Below are 16825 nucleotides of genomic sequence, written 5' to 3'. Positions count from 1 at the left end.
CACATATAATTTCCACTTTAGAATACTTAATTGATATTTTTTAATAAAATCCCTTATTTATAAAATACTCATTAAAAGCCGTTAATATATTCACTATCTTCTCAGTAAGTATTTGATTTTATGTTTTTTAATACATTTACAAAATTTAATATAGCCTTAACTATAAAGAAATTATTTTTTCACTTTGATCAATCAAAAATGAGCAAATCGCCTTTATCACTCAAATTGCTTGCTCTCCATTTTAAATATACTAGTAATAAAAAGAGTGTAAATATATGTTGTACCCTTATACCAGTATCAGCAAAAATACATTAATCTGGATAGAATAAAATGTCTAAAAAACAAAATAGTAACGGCAGCTTACAAGAAGATGAATTCAACAGCGCAGCGCTTTTTTATCACCAATATCCAGAACCTGGAAAACTAAAAATACAAGCGACAAAACCTCTTGGTAATCAACGTGATTTGGCACTTGCTTATTCTCCGGGTGTTGCTGCACCATGTCTTGCAATTCATCATGATCCAAAACTTGCATCTCAGTATACTTCTCGTTCCAATTTAGTAGCCGTTATATCAAATGGAACCGCTGTTCTTGGATTAGGAAATATTGGTCCGCTCGCTTCTAAGCCAGTTATGGAAGGAAAAGCTGTTTTATTCAAAAAATTTGCAAATATTGATGTTTTTGATATTGAACTCGATGCGCCAAATATTGAACAAATGGTGGAAATCATATCCTCATTGGAACCAACATTTGGTGGTATTAATCTCGAAGATATTAAAGCGCCTGAATGTTTTGAAATTGAAGAAAAACTTCGCGCTAAAATGAATATCCCCGTTTTCCATGATGACCAACATGGAACTGCCATTATTGTTTCTGCTGCTGTACTTAATGGACTAAATTTTTCTGGGAAAAAAATTGAAGACGCAAAAATAGTTACCTCAGGTGCAGGTGCTGCAGCTTTGGCTTGTCTTAATCTTTTAGTTCACCTTGGAGCAAAAGTTGAAAATATTTGGCTTAGCGACTTAGAGGGTGTTGTTTATGAAGGCCGTCAAACACTTATGGATCGCTGGAAAGTTAAATATGCGCAAAAAACTGATGCACGAACCTTATCCGAAATCATTGAAAATGCAGACATTTTTTTAGGTCTTTCTGTAGGCAACGTTTTAAAACCTGAATATCTGAAAAAAATGGCTTCAAATCCTTTAATTCTAGCACTTGCTAATCCAACACCAGAAATCATGCCAGAGGAAGCACGTGCAGTTCGACCAGATGCAATGATCTGCACAGGACGTTCTGATTACCCAAATCAGGTCAATAATGTTCTCTGTTTTCCTTATATCTTCCGTGGTGCACTAGATGTTGGTGCTATCGCAATTAATGAAGAAATGAAAATAGCAGCAGTTCATGCTATTGCTAACCTTGCCCGCGAAGAATCTTCAGATGTTGTAGCACGTGCCTATTCAAAAGAAGCACCCAATTTTGGCCCAGATTATCTTATCCCCTCACCTTTTGATCCACGTTTAATATTGCGCATTGCTCCTGCTGTTGCTGAAGCAGCAATAAAAACGAATGTAGCTGTTCGACCAATTAAAGATATTTCTGCTTATCACGATACCCTTAACCGTTTTGTTTTTCGTTCCGGTCTCACAATGAAGCCTGTTTTTGCAGCAGCAAAAACAGCAAAACGCAAACGCGTAATCTACGCTGATGGTGAAGATGAACGCGTACTTCGTGCAGCACAGATTGTTCTTGAAGAACAAACCGCTATTCCTCTTCTCATTGGCCGTCCACACGTGGTAGAAGCGAGATTAAAACGCTTTGGTTTAAAAATTCTTCCTGGCACAGATTTTGAGCTTATAAATCCAGAAAATGATCCACGTTTCCATGATTATGTCAATTTATTCCTTCAGTATACGGCTAGATGTGGCGTGTCACCTGAAGTTGCAAAAACAATTATAAGAACATCAACAACAGCTATTGCAGCTATTGCAGTCATGCGCGAAGAAGCTGATGCCATGATCTGCGGTTTAGAAGGACATTTTGAACGTAATCTTCAATTAATCGAACAAATTATTGGACTTGATTCAAATATTAGTCATTTTTCTTCTGTTAGTCTGCTTATTTCTCTAGACAGAGTTCTCTTCCTAACAGATACTTATGTTAACGAAAATCCTTCTGCAGAAGAAATAGCAGAAATGACTGTGTTAGCAGCACAAGAAGTTGAAGCGTTTGGTATAACGCCAAAAGCAGCGTTATTATCGCATTCAAATTTTGGCTCTAAAGATACAGAAAGTGCACGTAAAATGCGTCGTGCTACTGAAATTCTTACTGAATTGTACCCAGATTTGGAAGCAGATGGAGAAATGCAAGGCGATGCAGCACTATCGAAAATTTTTCGTGATCGTATTTTCCCTGATTCACGCCTCAAAAGCGAGGCTAATCTTCTCGTTTTCCCAACACTTGACGCGGCCAATATTACGCTCAATATTGTTAAACATTTAACTGATTCACTTCATGTGGGTCCTATTTTAATTGGTGCAGCACGTCCTGTCCATATACTCACACCTTCAGTAACTTCACGAGGAGTCGTCAATATGACAGCACTTGCAGTACTTTCTGCAAATAGGAAAAAATTTCATAATAAAATAAATAAAGATAAGTGATCTTTATTAAAATAAAATTTAAGAATTTTTTTTTAGACATTTTAGTTACAATCGCCTATTTACTGAAAGCTTACCTTCAATCAAAAAGACAATTGTATTTCTGATTAAGTCTTTTTTTCAAAAAAAACAGAAGCTAGATAACGTAGTATCGAAATTTTTCTGTAAAATTATAAACCATAATAAGGAATTGCATATTGTCTTCTACTTTTAACAAAGTTGCTAATATTATTTCAGAAATCAGTGAAATTGATCGTAGTGTTATCACACCTGAAAGTCATACAATTGATGATTTAGGAATTGATAGCCTCGATTTCCTTGATATTGTTTTTGCTATTGATAAAGCTTTTGGAATTAAAGTTCCTCTAGAACAATGGACTCAAGAAGTTAATGAAGGTACCGTTACAACCGAAAAATATTTTGTTCTTAAGAATCTTTGCGAAAAAATTGATGAACTCGTTATTTTAAAGCGGGCTAATTAATTTTTTATTATGCAAAATCAAGCTGTATTTATTACTGGCATAGGATTGATAAGCTCTTTGGGTGAAGGAGTTGATCATCATTGGAACAAATTGAATGATCCTACAGTTACACCAAATCTAGATTGTATAAACTTTTCACCCTACACTGTTCATAAATTAACCAACGTTGATTGGAATCAGCAAATTCCAAAACGAAGCGATCAACGACAAATGGAAACATGGCAGCGCCTTGGCACCTATGCAGCTGGCCTTGCTCTTGATGATGCAGGAATAAAAAATAATAAGCAATTAACATCAACAATGGATATGATTGTTGCAGCTGGTGGTGGTGAACGTGATATTGCTGTTGATACACAAATTCTTGCTAAAGCACGCATGACAGCTGATCGCAATTCTATGCTCAATTTCGCTCTTTCAACTGAACTTCGTCCAACTTTGTTTTTAGCACAATTATCCAATCTTTTAGCTGGCAACATTTCAATTGTTCACAAAGTCACTGGTTCTTCTCGTACCTTCATGGGGGAAGAAGGAAGTGGACTTTCTGCTATTCAAATTGCTGTTTCCCGTATTCAATCAGGACAAAGTACACACGTATTGGTAGGTAGCTCCTATAATGCACAAGGCCACGACATGTTGTTAGCATATGAACTTGGAGGCCTCTTAACGCGTAGTGGGTGGACACCTGTTTGGGACCGTAGTAACAGCATTGGCGGAGGAGTTATAACCGGCTCTGGTGGTATCTTTCTTGTTCTTGAAAGCGGTGAACACGCAAAAAGACGAAATGCACCCATTTATGCTGAAATTACTCAAATTATCACAGATCAAACAAACAGAAAAAAGAAACCACTTAAAAATACAATTTCTAAAATGCTAAAAACGATAAAAGCTCAATCTTCTTTTGCAATTTCAGCTGCTTCAGGATTTGATGAAATTACAAAAATAGAACAAAATGCACTCGATGATGCTAATATAGCTTACCGTGGTGTTACAACATTGTTTGGTTATCTACGGGAAGCGCAATTTCCTTTAGCACTTGCACTAGCTGCTATTGCTGTCAAAAAAAAGAGGAGCTTTCTAACACTAAGCACTCATGAAAAGTCATTTTTAAAAGAAGTGCATGAAGTATTTGTCACAACAATTGGTATAAAAAGAGCTGAAGGTATAGCACACCTCACCGCTGTTTAAAGAGAGAGTATCTCTATTATGAAGTATAACGACCATCTCGGACGTCCACTGGTAGCCATAACCGGAGCGGGAGTTATAACATCGCTAGGGCAAGGAAAGCAGGAAAATTGGCAAAAATTAATCAATGGCGTTAGCGGTATCCATAAAATAACACGTTTTCCTGTTGAAGGATTAAATACACATATTGCAGGCACAATTGATTTTCTTAAAGAAAGTAGAATTGGTGCTGCAGCTCTCTCTGAAAAATTAGCTTATCTCTCAGCAGAAGAGGCTTTAGAACAATCAGGTCTCGACAAGAAAAATTTTGATGGACCATTGTTTTTAGCTGCGCCTCCTGTTGAACTTGAATGGAAAGCACGTTTCGCTCTTGACCAAGTAGAAACCTCTAACATTGAACCTTCCTATGCACATCTTCTTGAAATTTGTAGCCGTAATCCCCAGAAAGAACTTTTTGAAACTACTCAATTTGGAGCAATTGCAGAAAATCTTCAAGAAAAATTTGGCACCAAAGGACTCCCCATTACACTTTCAACTGCCTGTGCATCTGGAGCGACAGCAATTCAATTAGGTGTTGAAGCTATTCGACGGGGCGAAACAGATCGTGCACTAACAATTGCTACAGATGGTTCAGTTTCAGCAGAATCCCTTATTCGCTTTTCTTTATTATCAGCTCTTTCAACCCACAATGATCCCCCAGAAAAAGCCGCAAAACCTTTTAGCCATGATCGAAATGGCTTTGTTATGGCAGAAGGATCGGGTGCTCTTATTCTTGAATCTCTAGAAAGTTCTTTAAATCGTAAAGCAAAAATTTTAGGCATTTTAGCTGGCTGTGGAGAAACAGCAGATGATTTTCACCGTACTCGTTCAAAACCTGATGCATCACCAGCAACTGAAGCAGTTCGAAAAGCCTTAGCTGACGCAAAAATAACCATCGATGAAATTGATTATATTAACGCACATGGCACCTCAACACCCGAAAATGAAAAAATGGAATATCTAGCATTATCAGCAGTATTTGGTGATATTTTGAAACATATTCCTGTCTCTTCGAACAAATCAATGATTGGCCATACGTTAACTGCTGCAGGCGCTATAGAAGCTGTCTTTTCGCTTTTAACCATCCAATCAGGAATTCTCCCTCCTACAATCAATTACGATGATCCTGATCCTGCTATCCCTTTAGATGTTGTTCCCAACTATAGCCGCAACACTCGCGTAAATGCGATTTTATCCAATTCATTTGGTTTTGGTGGTCAAAATAGTAGTCTTGTCATCACTGCTTATAAAGAAAAATCTTTTCATAAAAAAAATAATCTTTTATCAATATAAAAGGGGGTGATAATGCGTGCACTGCAATTATTTAATGAGCGCCAAGTTGGAATAACCCATATCGCCTCTCCACCCCCTCCTAGCCCCGGTGAAGTAACAGTGCGTATAAAAGCTGTTGCTCTTAACCATATCGATGTGTGGGGATGGCGTGGTATGGCCTTTGCTAAACGAAAAATGCCTCTCACTATAGGTGCAGAAGCTTCAGGTGAAATTATTCAGCTGGGAAATGGTATTGATAATTTGAAACTTGGACAGCTCGTCTCAATTTATGGTGCACACACCTGTGGTCTGTGTCAAGCTTGTCACAAAGGGCATGACAATCTTTGCAATCATGCAAAAGGTGTACATGGTTTTCACCTAGATGGATTTGCTTGTGAACTTATTAATCTTCCAGCACGTCTACTCGTGCCAGCACCTTCAGAATGTGATGAAATACAAGCAGCTGTCGCTCCAGTTACCTTTGGTACCGTAGAGCATATGCTTTTTGACAATGCAAAATTACAAATTGGAGAAACAATTCTTATACATGCTGGTGGTTCTGGCATTGGATCAGCTGCTATTCAGATCGCAAAATCCATGAAATGTACAATTATTACAACTGTGGGCTCCGATGACAAAATTGCAAAGGCACAATCCCTTGGAGCAAATTATGTTATTAATTACCGTAAAGACCGCTTTGAAGGTGTAGTCCGTAAATTAACTCAAAAAAAAGGCGTTGACGTTGTTTTTGAACATGTCGGTGCTGATACATGGGCAGGTTCTATGTTGTGCATGAAACAAGGGGCACGTTTGGTGACTTGTGGTTCTACTTCTGGTGTTTCTGCTCCTATGAATTTAATGCAACTGTTTCAGCAACAACTCAAAATATTTGGTTCATTTGGCTGTCGTATGGAAAATATGGCAAATGCTATGCAAAAAATGGCACAAGGAATTATACATCCTGTCATTGATACAGTTGTTTATTTTAACGATATTGATGTTGCTTTTAAAAGAATGGAAAAACGTGATATTTTTGGTAAAATTATTCTTAAAATTGATTAAATTATGATAAAGTTTTATATAAAACTTTTTATATATCATATTAAAATAATTATAAAAAAATTGTTTGATTTATTATGGTCATACTTACTAATCGGTTTTTTAGCGGTTCTACGATATTTTCCTGCAAAAGTTGGGTTATCTTTTTTTTCTTGGTTAGCAACAATACTCGGTCCTCTTGTTTCCCGTCATCAAATTGCACTTGCGAACCTTAAAGCTGCATACCCAGAAAAAACAGAACAAGAACTCCATACAATTGCTATAGAAATGTGGAAAAATATGGGGAGGCTTTTAGCTGAATATATTTTTCTTGATAAAATTTTTGATTTTGATCCCAAAGCCGACCAAGAAAGTGTAGTTGAAGTCGATGGCGCTGAGATATTCCAACGATTAAAGGATGAAAAAAAACCACATATTTTTTTCACAGCTCATACTGGAAATTTTGAACTTCTTCCTGTATGTGCACAGAGTTTCGATCTTGATATCACAGTATTATTTAGACCACCTAATAATCCCTATATTGCAACACGAGTTCTTAAAGCTCGACAAACTTCCATGGGGCATCTTGTTCCATCCCAAGCCGGTGCAGCTTTGGCATTAGCAGAACAATTAGCAAAAGGAAGAAATGTCGGTATGCTTATTGATCAAAAATTTCGTCAAGGCATTTCTGGAACATTTTTTGATCGCCCTGTTAAAACCAATCCTTTAATTATAAAACTTGCTCGGCAATATGAATGTGACATTTATCCTGCACGTTGTATTCGCTTAGCTGGAGGACGCTATCGTTTAGAATTATATGAACGTATAGAACTTCCACTTAACGAGAAAAATGAAGTTGATATAAATGCTTCTGTGCAAAAACTAAATGATATTGTCGAAGCTTGGGTGCGTGAATACCCTAAACAATGGATGTGGTTTCATAAACGTTGGGATGAATAACTTATTCTTAGCAATTATAGAAAAAGAAAAATATTGATACCAGAAAATATTTTGCAAAAGCAAAGCTGGCTCTTAAACTTCATTTAACTGATTTTGTGAAACAGGACTAATTTCTACTGATTCACCACACCCGCATGCTGAAATTTGATTAGGATTATTAAATATAAAGCCAGAACGCAATGCTGTCTCTTCATAATCAAGCTGCGTTCCTAATAAAAATAATACTGCATCACGCGCAATAAAAACGCGAGCACCATTAATTTCAACAATATCCGTACCATGTATCTCTTCTTTTACAAGGGTAATTGTATATTCCATCCCTGCACACCCCCCCTTTTTAACACTGATAAGAATACCATGAGAATCTTTTGTCTCCATAATATTTTTGACTCGATTTATTGCGGCTTCTGTCAAACTTATTACTAAACAACGGTTCATCATTCACTCTTCTCTTGCAAAATAAACATTTTCAATGAATTTGTAACGAGATTCCATTCATTCTCTACATTAAAAATAAAATAACAAGTATAAATCGAATATTTTTATTTTTTTATAACACGAATAAATTGGATTATAGAGATGCATTAATTACAGATTTTTAAAGTATATTCTCATCACAATATTGACAATACAAGCTCATTCTTTAAAATGATTATCAATAAATGAATAAGAATATTTCATTTTTCTTTATATTATCAATATGATATTTAAATTAATTAATCTAAAATTACAAAAAACATTTAAATAATTAATAAAAATATAAAATTTAATGCAAATTAATAAAATCTATACAATTAACAATCGCTTGAGATTAAATAATTTGACTAACTTATCTTAAGTCAATCAAAAAAGACTAAAATACAAGGCTTCTTTTGTCTTTTTAAAATAGAAAAGAAAATATTTTACCGATTTTATTCTATTTATTTTTCTCTTGCCTTTAAAGAAACAGTCGTTTAGTCGTTCTGAACCATTCGGAGCGTAGCGCAGCCTGGTAGCGCACTTGACTGGGGGTCAAGGGGTCGTGGGTTCGAATCCCGCCGTTCCGACCATTTTTCTTAAATAATTATATCAAACTATAGAAAATAAATCGATCGTTAAGTATTTTATTATTTTCAGGCTATCCTCTCCTGATTACCTCAAAACACTTTACAGCTATTTTTTTGTAAATAATTTTCTTTCAATAAGAAATATCAAAAAACGCGAGACTTTTGCCTCGCGTATTAAAAATCTTAGAAAGAAACAATTATTCAGTAATTCCAATTTTTAAACTTGTTTTATCTAAACTATTTTTAGCAATAGAGGATGACGTCTGTATCGCAATCTTCTTTGGTTTTAATTCAGCTGGCATTTCTCTTTTGAGTTGAATATGCAAAAGCCCATCGCTTAATTCCGCTCCAATAACTTTAACATGATCAGCTAAATGAAAACGCCGTTCAAAGGCGCGTGAAGCAATGCCTCGATAAAGAAACTCTCGTCCATCATCTTCATTCCCAGGCATTTTCTCACCTTTAATGGTTAGCTGATTACAATGTATTTCAATATCTATTTCATTTAAAGAAAAACCAGCAACAGCCATAGAAATCCGATATGAATCCTCACTTAAACGCTCAATATTATACGGTGGATAAGAAGAAACATCATTTGGCTGTACTCTGGAATCAAACCAATTAAAAAGATGATCAAATCCTACAGTTGAACGATAAAAGGGTGAAAAATCTACTTGGCGCATAATATTGCCCTCCTTTAGAGCAGCTATAATCTATAATTGACCTATGCAGTCTCCGAATGGCAGGCCTGCTTAGAAAACTAGTCCCATCATGGCAACCTCAGTATTTATTTGGTAATCAGTCTTTCCTATTTCAACTCTTTTTTGTATTTTAATATATAAGAAATACAAAATAAGAGTTTTATTTCTCAATCCTTGATTACTCTTATGATGAATATAAGTTTTTTCTTTGAAATTGAACTAACTTGTAAATACACGTCAGAGGTATTAATTATAGATATCTCTTTACCCTTAAAAACAAAATTCTTCTCTTCTCAATATTCATAATAGCGAATTTTAATAACCACCAATCACAAAATTCCTTTTGTGATAATATATCTTTATTAAAAATAATTTTTGGACTGCATTTAATCATTCATAATCAAATAATATAAAATCTTTTAATAAATCCACAATTTAATCACATGATAAGAACTTAAAACTTTTTCAAATTTGGAATGACAAAAAAGCTCAAAATATTCAATTCTGTTTCCTATTTTCAAAGCATTACGCACATCTTTATTGAACTCAATTACGAAAATAATATCCATATATTTGCATAAATATGAGAATTAACCATTTTTCTACTCATTTTCACTATAAGTGTTTTATAATTTTTTTTATAAATACTCTATGATATGTAACGTTAATATAAAAAGCTCTGATATACGGAGCAATTGGATATAATCATGAAACGAATTTTGCTAGCGGAAGATGATAACGATATGCGCCGCTTTCTAGTAAAAGCGTTGGAACGTGCAGGCTATGAAGTCGTTGATTTCGATAATGGTGCTAGTGCATATGAATGTTTACAAGAAAAGCCATTTTCTCTTTTGCTGACTGATATTGTAATGCCAGAAATGGATGGAATTGAGCTTGCACGACGTGCTACTGAAATTGACCCTGATTTGCGTGTTATGTTTATTACAGGCTTTGCAGCAGTTGCATTAAATTCAAATAATGATACCTTTCCTGATGCTAAAGTGCTTTCTAAACCATTTCATTTACGCGAATTAGTTAATGAAGTTGGAAAAATACTTATAGCTGCTTAAAGTGAGCCTATTAAATATCTATACTTGATCAAATAAAAAATGAAATCAGGCATTGACCTTTATAATTCTATATGCTGTATGCACATCATTGACGGGCGTGTAGCTCAGAGGGAGAGCACTACGTTGACATCGTAGGGGTCACAGGTTCAATCCCTGTCACGCCCACCATTCAATTTTTGTAATGCTTGATATTTTTTTGTCTTTTTTAAGATAAAGAGCAAAGGATAGAATTTTTAACTTGACCTTTACGAATCTCCTAGGATTTATTTGAAATGAATTCGCTCTTTATCTGAAACTCCCCCAGTTTATTACTCACATTCCGTAAGACAGTTCATTAATATCTTCTTCGAGCAGCAATAAAAACTTCTTGTCTTTTTTAACACCTTAATAAAGAAGCTAAAATACTAAGAGAATGCCATATACAAAGTGATTCTTTTAAATGTTAAAGACCTGAATTATTGCTGAATTTTTACAAAAGGTAAAAATAGTTCTCTAAATATCCGTTTATGATAAAAAATAAATTGAAAACTTGGTGCACCCGACAGAATTCGAATCTGTGACCTCTGCCTTCGGAGGGCAGCGCTCTATCCAGCTGAGCTACGGGTGCTTAAAATTATGATTAAATCAGCTTTGGACTTTTTATTAACCGATCATGCTCTCAGCTTCAATGATGAATTGTTATTCTGACCAAAAATTGTAAAAGGAATATTTGTTCATACAATTATGAACTCTTTTTAACCGAAATACTTTTTCTTTAAACAGATTAATTTATAAAATTCTTCTTTTTACAAAAATAGCCCTTATATAAAGCTTTTAAATTTTAAAAATAGGTCGTGAATATCAGGATAATTTTTAATGACTCCATTACCCAGTCGCTTTCATTTCATTTCTTCTGAAACTGAAGAAGCTATCAAAGCCACCAATAAATTAATTTCTATCTATGGTCACTCTTCTCTTGAAGAAACTGATATAATTGTTGCAATTGGTGGCGATGGAACAATGTTACAAACAGTGAGGAATGTTATGAATATCCAAAAACCTATTTATGGTATGAATCGAGGTTCAATAGGGTTTCTTATGAATGAGTTTCATGAAAAAAAATTGCCAGATCGTATTGCTGCAGCACATAAAAAAAACATTCATCCCCTACGCATGATTGCAAAATCAGAATGTAAAGAGCATATTGAAGCACTTGCAATTAACGAAGTATCCTTATTCCGTCAGTCCTATCAAGCTGCTAAAATTCGTATCAGTGTTGATGATAAAGTACGCATTGAACAATTAAGTTGTGATGGCATCCTTGTTTCTACACCAGCAGGATCCACTGCATACAATTTATCAGTACAAGGTCCTATTTTACCTCTCATGGCTCCTCTTATGGCGCTTACCCCTGTCAGCCCTTTTCGTCCACGATACTGGCGTGGAGCATTACTCCCCGATACAGCGACAGTACGCTTTGATATGCTTGAATTTGATAAACGCCCTGTGAATGCTGCTGCTGACAATGTTGAAGTTAAATCTGTTTACTCAGTTACTATTTCATCTGCTACAGACATAACAGTCTCTATACTTTTTGACCCTAACCATTCATGGGATGAGCGCATTTTATCAGAACAATTTCGTTATTAATTATTTTTATAATTCTTTCTCTCTATATATAGATAGAACAGTTATAGTTGACTTTTTTGTCAATCCACCTTACCCCATCCTCGATGATATGAAATGGTTAAGCTTTGTTGTATTAGCTAATGAAACTAAAATTCAGAAAAGTAATCGATAAAAGAAATGACACCACCTTTAAACAGTTTTGACAATTTAGGCCTCTCTGCAAAGGTTATTAAAGCTGTTCAGTCAGCAGGATATACGGCTCCAACCCCTATTCAGAGCGAAACGATTCCTCATGTACTTCAACACAAAGACGTTTTAGGAATTGCTCAAACGGGTACTGGTAAAACCGCTTCATTTGTTCTTCCTATGCTTACATTACTTGAAAAAGGCCGTGCAAAAGCTAGAATGCCTCGTACTCTCATACTAGAACCAACACGAGAGCTTGCAGCTCAAGTTAAAGAAAATTTTGATAAATACGGCATAAATCACCGTTTAAATGTCGCTCTTTTAATTGGTGGTGTTTCTTTTGACCATCAAGACCGCAAACTTGAACGAGGCGCTGATGTTCTTATCGCTACACCAGGGCGGCTTCTTGACCATTTTGAGCGTGGCACATTACTCTTAATGGGTGTTGAAATTCTTGTTATCGACGAAGCTGATCGTATGTTGGATATGGGCTTTATCCCCGATATTGAACGTATTTGTAAATTGACGCCCTTTACGCGCCAGACATTGTTCTTCTCAGCAACAATGGCACCAGAAATTATAAAATTAACAGATCAGTTTTTACATTCACCTGTATGTGTTGAAATCACCAAAGAATCCTCAACTGCTAAAACCATTACGCAGCGGCTTGTTAAATCAGGAAGTAAAGCGTGGCATAAAAGAGCTGTTTTACGAAAACTTATCCACGATGAAAACAAAGAACTTAAAAATGCTATTATTTTTTGCAACCGGAAAAAAGATATTTCTGAACTTTTTAGGTCACTCGTCAAATATAATTTTAGTGTAGGTGCACTTCATGGTGATATGGATCAACATTCACGTATGAATACACTGGCTGATTTTAAAGAAAATAAACTCACACTTCTCGTTGCTTCTGATGTTGCTGCCCGCGGGCTTGATATTCCAGATGTAAGCCATGTCTTCAATTATGACGTCCCTACACATGCTGAAGACTATATTCACCGAATTGGTCGCACAGGACGTGCAAAACGTAGTGGTAAAGCTTTTACAATTGTTACAAAAGATGACCAAAAGTATATTAGTGCTATTGAAAAAATAAGCAATGAGAATATTGAATGGCTTGATGGAGATCTATCTACTCTGATCAATAATGATGAAGGAAATGACACCAGCTTAAAAACTAAGTTAACAAAATCACCAAAGAAAAATATTCAAAAAAATACTATCAAAACGCCAAAAGAGAATGCAGAAATTTGCATGAAAAAGACCAACAATAAAGTGGCTTCTTTTGATAAACACCATTCTGAAAAAGAAAAAACTTCTCCTATTCTTGCATTTGGCACTGATATTCCAGCATTTATGCTCATAAAAACTCGTTCTTGAACAGAACGCTAGCCATTGAAATGAAAAAATCAATAAAATACTTCGTTGGATTTGTTGGGTTGCTGAATTTTACAGTTTCTTCGCATCAAATAGTTAATCTATTGATTATCTTTTCACGCCCAAAGAGCGGTAAAAGCTTTCCCATTTCAGGACCATGTTGCCTTCCAGTTAAGGCCAAACGCAATGACATAAACAAAGCTTTTCCTTTACGATCTGTTTTTTCTTTTAATGCCATTGTCCAAATCTTCCAGCTTTCATCATTTAAACTCCCCTCAGGTAACAAATCAACAGACTGTTGTACGAATGCGCGATCTTCAAATGAAACAACATCAAAGCTCTGATCACTATGAATAATTTCCCACCATAAAACTGCATCATTCACCTTATCAATATTATCTTTTATGGCATTCCAAAAATATTCCGCCTTCTCCCCGCAAATGGAAAGCTTTTCAAGCCTTGTTTTAACTTTTTCATAAGTTAATTCGTGAACAAATTGCCTATTCAAAGAGAGAAGATCTGTAATATCAAATTTAGCAGATGATTTTGATATATTGTGAAGATCAAAATGCTCTAAAAGTGCTTTTTGATCACGATGAGCTTCTATATTCTTCGATGTTCCAGTTAAAACAGAAAGACACCGAACAGCCATAGATTCAAATCCTTCTTCCCTTAAAGAGCGAATAGAAAGATCACTGTTACGTTTTGAAAGCCCTTTCCCTGAAATCGTAGTCAATAAATTAATATGCCCAAAAATTGGTAATTGTGCATTCAGAGCTTCAAAAATAGTAATTTGCGCACCTGTGTTGGTAATGTGGTCTTCACCACGAATGATATGTGTAATGGCCATATCTATATCATCAATCACAGAAGGTAGCGTATAAAGGTAGCTTCCATCTTCACGAATTAAAATAGGATCTGAAATAGAGGCCAGATCTATTGTTTGTTTTCCTTTTACAATATCATCCCAAGAAATTTCTGTTCGCTTAATTTGAAATGGATTACTTTCAAAATTAGGTAAAAGAAAACGCCAATGAGGTTTACGGCCCTGAGATACCAATAATCTCTTATCTTCTTTTGTTAATTTTAGCGCTCTACGATCATATACAGGAGGCAATTTGCGTGAAAGTTGAATTTTGCGGTGTCTATCTAATTCTTCTACCGTTTCATAACAAGGATAAAGAAGACCTCGTTCCTTTAGTGTTTCTGCAACCTCATCATATCGACGAAACCGTTTAGATTGATGATGAATTTCATCCGGTTTAATATCAAGCCATTCAAGATCGGTTATAATACCGTCTATATATTCTTGTTTAGATCGTTCAAGATCTGTATCATCATAGCGTAAAATAAATGCCCCATTATTTGCCTGTGCATAAAGCCAATTAAATAATGCAATACGAATATTCCCAATATGAATATAACCTGTTGGAGATGGGGCAAAACGAACTTTTATCATAGAATAATGCTCAACTTTTATCACGAAAATAATTTGTAATAGGGTAACGACGGTCGCGCCCGAAATTTTTAGAACTGATTTTGATACCAGGTGCAGACTGTCGCCTCTTATGCTCAGCTACATAAAGAAGGTGTTCAACTTTCTCAACAGTTTCTCGTAAATGACCACATTTAACGATCTCATCAACACTCATGTCATTTTCTACAAGAGACTGCAAAATATCATCTAAAATAGGATAAGGAGGAAGAAAATCTTCATCCTTTTGATTTTCTCGTAACTCTGCAGAAGGCGCTTTCTTTATAATATTTGGAGGAATAACAACCCCTTCTGCTCCTAAAAAATTTGGTAGATGATTTTTATTGCGCCACTCAGCTAATGCATAAACCTGCATTTTATAAATATCTTTAATGGGATTAAAACCACCATTCATATCGCCATAAAGTGTTGCATATCCAACTGCCATTTCTGACTTATTTCCTGTTGTAATAACCATTGAACCGAATTTATTTGAAAGAGCCATTAAAATAGTGCCACGTACACGACTTTGCAAATTTTCTTCTGTAATATCAGAAGGCAGCCCTGAAAAAATAGGTGCCATTATACTTAAAAAATTTTCAACAGGTTGAACAATTGGTATTATTTCATAATGACAATCTAAAAAGTGTGCACAATCTTTAGCATCTTGTAGTGACTCCTCTGATGTATAATGGTAAGGCATCATTACAGCGTGAACCCTTTCCGCTCCAAGAGCATCTGTTGCTATTGCTGCACAAAGCGCTGAATCAATTCCCCCTGAAAGACCAAGAATTACATCTTTAAAACCGTTTTTATTGACATAATCTCTTAAACCTAAAACACAAGCATGGTAATCGGCAGCTACCCCACCTAAAAGTTTTTCATTTGGACCAGAAACACATTGCCATCCAATCGACTTTCTTTGCCAATGACTTACAGCGATATGGCTTTCAAAATGTTTCATTTGAAATGCCACCGTACCTTGCTCATTCAGCGCAAAAGAACCCCCATCAAAAATTAATTCATCCTGACCACCAACTTGATTAGCATAAATAACCGGGACACCAGCTTGAATAGCTTGCGCGCGAACAATACTCATACGTTTTAATATTTTATTATGACAGTAAGGAGACCCATTAGAAACGAGAATGAATTCAGCTCCTTTATTGCGAAACTCTGTACAAATCGAGGAATCGTTCCAAATATCTTCACAAACAACAATTCCCAGTGTTATCCCACGATAAACAATAGGCTCAGGACTCGGACCAGGAGAAAATACTCTTTTCTCATCAAATTCAAGATAATTAGGCAAATCAAACTTTAAGTATTCAGTAATGACCTGCCCATTATCGAGCAGTACAACACCATTATAAATAACATCACCACGCTTTATCGGAGCACCAATAATAATACCTGGTCCTTCCTTTGTAACCTTTGCTAATTTCTTAATCGCATTTTCACAGGCTTTTGTAAAAGCAGGCTTAAGTACAAGATCTTCTGGCGGATAAGCGCTTATAAAAAGCTCAGTCAATAAAACAAGATCAGCACCCTGTTGTTGAGCTTTCTGATGTGCCATTTTAGCAAGGACAAAATTCCCCTCAATATCACCTACAATGGGATTTAATTGAGAAACTGCAATCCGAAAGTCATCTTTTATCAACTTTTTTGCCATCATCATCAACTTAGCGTAGTTGCGAGCTCAATTTCAATCATTTCTTTTCTTTAA

Annotated in this window: 13 protein-coding genes and 3 tRNA genes; 11 read left to right on the top strand and 5 right to left on the bottom strand. The window is 35.5% G+C overall.

Features of this window, described 5'->3' with window-relative positions:
• Window positions 1-330: 330 nt before the first annotated feature.
• From H710_RS03545 to H710_RS03520, 6 genes are all read left to right on the top strand, one after another.
• Window positions 331-2664 (top strand): NADP-dependent malic enzyme, encoded by a 2334-nt coding sequence (locus tag H710_RS03545; protein ID WP_041849462.1) that lies wholly within the window; start codon window positions 331-333, stop codon window positions 2662-2664.
• Between the two features lie 194 nt (window positions 2665-2858).
• Window positions 2859-3143, top strand: a complete 285-nt coding sequence (locus H710_RS03540; protein ID WP_041849461.1) for an acyl carrier protein — start codon at window positions 2859-2861, stop codon at window positions 3141-3143.
• A gap of 9 nt (window positions 3144-3152) precedes the next feature.
• Window positions 3153-4328, top strand: coding sequence for a beta-ketoacyl-ACP synthase (locus H710_RS03535; protein ID WP_041849460.1), 1176 nt, complete (start codon window positions 3153-3155; stop codon window positions 4326-4328).
• Window positions 4329-4346: 18 nt separating this feature from the next.
• Window positions 4347-5657, top strand: coding sequence for a beta-ketoacyl-ACP synthase (locus H710_RS03530; RefSeq protein WP_052472879.1), 1311 nt, complete (start codon window positions 4347-4349; stop codon window positions 5655-5657).
• A gap of 12 nt (window positions 5658-5669) precedes the next feature.
• Window positions 5670-6698: a zinc-binding dehydrogenase gene (locus H710_RS03525; RefSeq protein WP_041849459.1), complete on the top strand. Its 1029-nt coding sequence runs from the start codon at window positions 5670-5672 to the stop codon at window positions 6696-6698.
• Window positions 6699-6701: 3 nt separating this feature from the next.
• Window positions 6702-7634, top strand: coding sequence for a lipid A biosynthesis lauroyl acyltransferase (locus H710_RS03520; protein WP_196295848.1), 933 nt, complete (start codon window positions 6702-6704; stop codon window positions 7632-7634).
• 72 nt (window positions 7635-7706) lie between these two features.
• Here the strand turns inward: H710_RS03520 and H710_RS03515 are convergent, their stop codons facing one another.
• Window positions 7707-8072 carry an iron-sulfur cluster assembly accessory protein gene (locus H710_RS03515; RefSeq protein ID WP_041849458.1) on the bottom strand — a complete coding sequence of 122 codons (366 nt, stop codon included), beginning with the start codon at window positions 8070-8072 and terminating at the stop codon, window positions 7707-7709.
• A 534-nt stretch (window positions 8073-8606) separates the two neighbouring features.
• Here H710_RS03515 and H710_RS03510 point away from each other — a divergent pair.
• Window positions 8607-8683, top strand: a tRNA-Pro gene (locus H710_RS03510).
• A 194-nt stretch (window positions 8684-8877) separates the two neighbouring features.
• On the opposite strand, the gene H710_RS03505 is transcribed toward H710_RS03510, so the two are convergent.
• The gene (locus tag H710_RS03505) at window positions 8878-9363 is read right to left on the bottom strand and encodes an Hsp20 family protein (RefSeq protein WP_041849457.1); all 486 of its coding nucleotides are present in this window, start codon (window positions 9361-9363) and stop codon (window positions 8878-8880) included.
• A gap of 725 nt (window positions 9364-10088) precedes the next feature.
• On the opposite strand from H710_RS03505, the gene cpdR reads away from it, so the two are divergent.
• Both cpdR and H710_RS03495 read left to right on the top strand, forming a co-directional pair.
• Window positions 10089-10451 (top strand): cell cycle two-component system response regulator CpdR, encoded by a 363-nt coding sequence (gene cpdR, locus H710_RS03500; RefSeq protein ID WP_041849456.1) that lies wholly within the window; start codon window positions 10089-10091, stop codon window positions 10449-10451.
• 93 nt (window positions 10452-10544) lie between these two features.
• Window positions 10545-10619 (top strand) — tRNA-Val (locus tag H710_RS03495).
• Between the two features lie 362 nt (window positions 10620-10981).
• On the opposite strand, the gene H710_RS03490 is transcribed toward H710_RS03495, so the two are convergent.
• Window positions 10982-11058, bottom strand: a tRNA-Arg gene (locus H710_RS03490).
• Between the two features lie 248 nt (window positions 11059-11306).
• On the opposite strand from H710_RS03490, the gene H710_RS03485 reads away from it, so the two are divergent.
• Entirely contained in the window at window positions 11307-12080 is a 774-nt protein-coding gene (locus H710_RS03485) for an NAD kinase (RefSeq protein WP_041849455.1), read from the top strand.
• A gap of 156 nt (window positions 12081-12236) precedes the next feature.
• Window positions 12237-13628: a DEAD/DEAH box helicase gene (locus tag H710_RS03480; protein ID WP_041849454.1), complete on the top strand. Its 1392-nt coding sequence runs from the start codon at window positions 12237-12239 to the stop codon at window positions 13626-13628.
• An 85-nt stretch (window positions 13629-13713) separates the two neighbouring features.
• On the opposite strand, the gene gltX is transcribed toward H710_RS03480, so the two are convergent.
• Entirely contained in the window at window positions 13714-15084 is a 1371-nt protein-coding gene (gene gltX, locus H710_RS03475) for a glutamate--tRNA ligase (protein WP_041849510.1), read from the bottom strand.
• Window positions 15085-15094: 10 nt separating this feature from the next.
• Window positions 15095-16771, bottom strand: a complete 1677-nt coding sequence (locus H710_RS03470; protein WP_041849509.1) for an NAD+ synthase — start codon at window positions 16769-16771, stop codon at window positions 15095-15097.
• Window positions 16772-16825: the final 54 nt, after the last annotated feature.

The sequence above is a fragment of the Bartonella bacilliformis Ver097 genome, from assembly GCF_000709795.1.
GTDB classification, from domain to species: domain Bacteria; phylum Pseudomonadota; class Alphaproteobacteria; order Rhizobiales; family Rhizobiaceae; genus Bartonella; species Bartonella bacilliformis_A.
This window is presented reverse-complemented; position numbering and strand designations above follow the sequence as displayed.

Excerpts from the sequence above, each read along its gene's own strand:
- H710_RS03545 (WP_041849462.1), top strand. The coding sequence starts at position 331 with ATGTCTAAAAAACAAAATAGTAACGGCAGCTTACAAGAAGATGAATTC.
- H710_RS03535 (WP_041849460.1), top strand. The coding sequence starts at position 3,153 with ATGCAAAATCAAGCTGTATTTATTACTGGCATAGGATTGATAAGCTCT.
- H710_RS03530 (WP_052472879.1), top strand. The coding sequence starts at position 4,347 with ATGAAGTATAACGACCATCTCGGACGTCCACTGGTAGCCATAACCGGA.
- H710_RS03525 (WP_041849459.1), top strand. The coding sequence starts at position 5,670 with ATGCGTGCACTGCAATTATTTAATGAGCGCCAAGTTGGAATAACCCAT.
- H710_RS03520 (WP_196295848.1), top strand. The coding sequence starts at position 6,702 with ATGATAAAGTTTTATATAAAACTTTTTATATATCATATTAAAATAATT.
- H710_RS03515 (WP_041849458.1), bottom strand. The coding sequence starts at position 8,072 with ATGAACCGTTGTTTAGTAATAAGTTTGACAGAAGCCGCAATAAATCGA.
- H710_RS03505 (WP_041849457.1), bottom strand. The coding sequence starts at position 9,363 with ATGCGCCAAGTAGATTTTTCACCCTTTTATCGTTCAACTGTAGGATTT.
- cpdR (WP_041849456.1), top strand. The coding sequence starts at position 10,089 with ATGAAACGAATTTTGCTAGCGGAAGATGATAACGATATGCGCCGCTTT.
- H710_RS03485 (WP_041849455.1), top strand. The coding sequence starts at position 11,307 with ATGACTCCATTACCCAGTCGCTTTCATTTCATTTCTTCTGAAACTGAA.
- H710_RS03480 (WP_041849454.1), top strand. The coding sequence starts at position 12,237 with ATGACACCACCTTTAAACAGTTTTGACAATTTAGGCCTCTCTGCAAAG.
- gltX (WP_041849510.1), bottom strand. The coding sequence starts at position 15,084 with ATGATAAAAGTTCGTTTTGCCCCATCTCCAACAGGTTATATTCATATT.
- H710_RS03470 (WP_041849509.1), bottom strand. The coding sequence starts at position 16,771 with ATGGCAAAAAAGTTGATAAAAGATGACTTTCGGATTGCAGTTTCTCAA.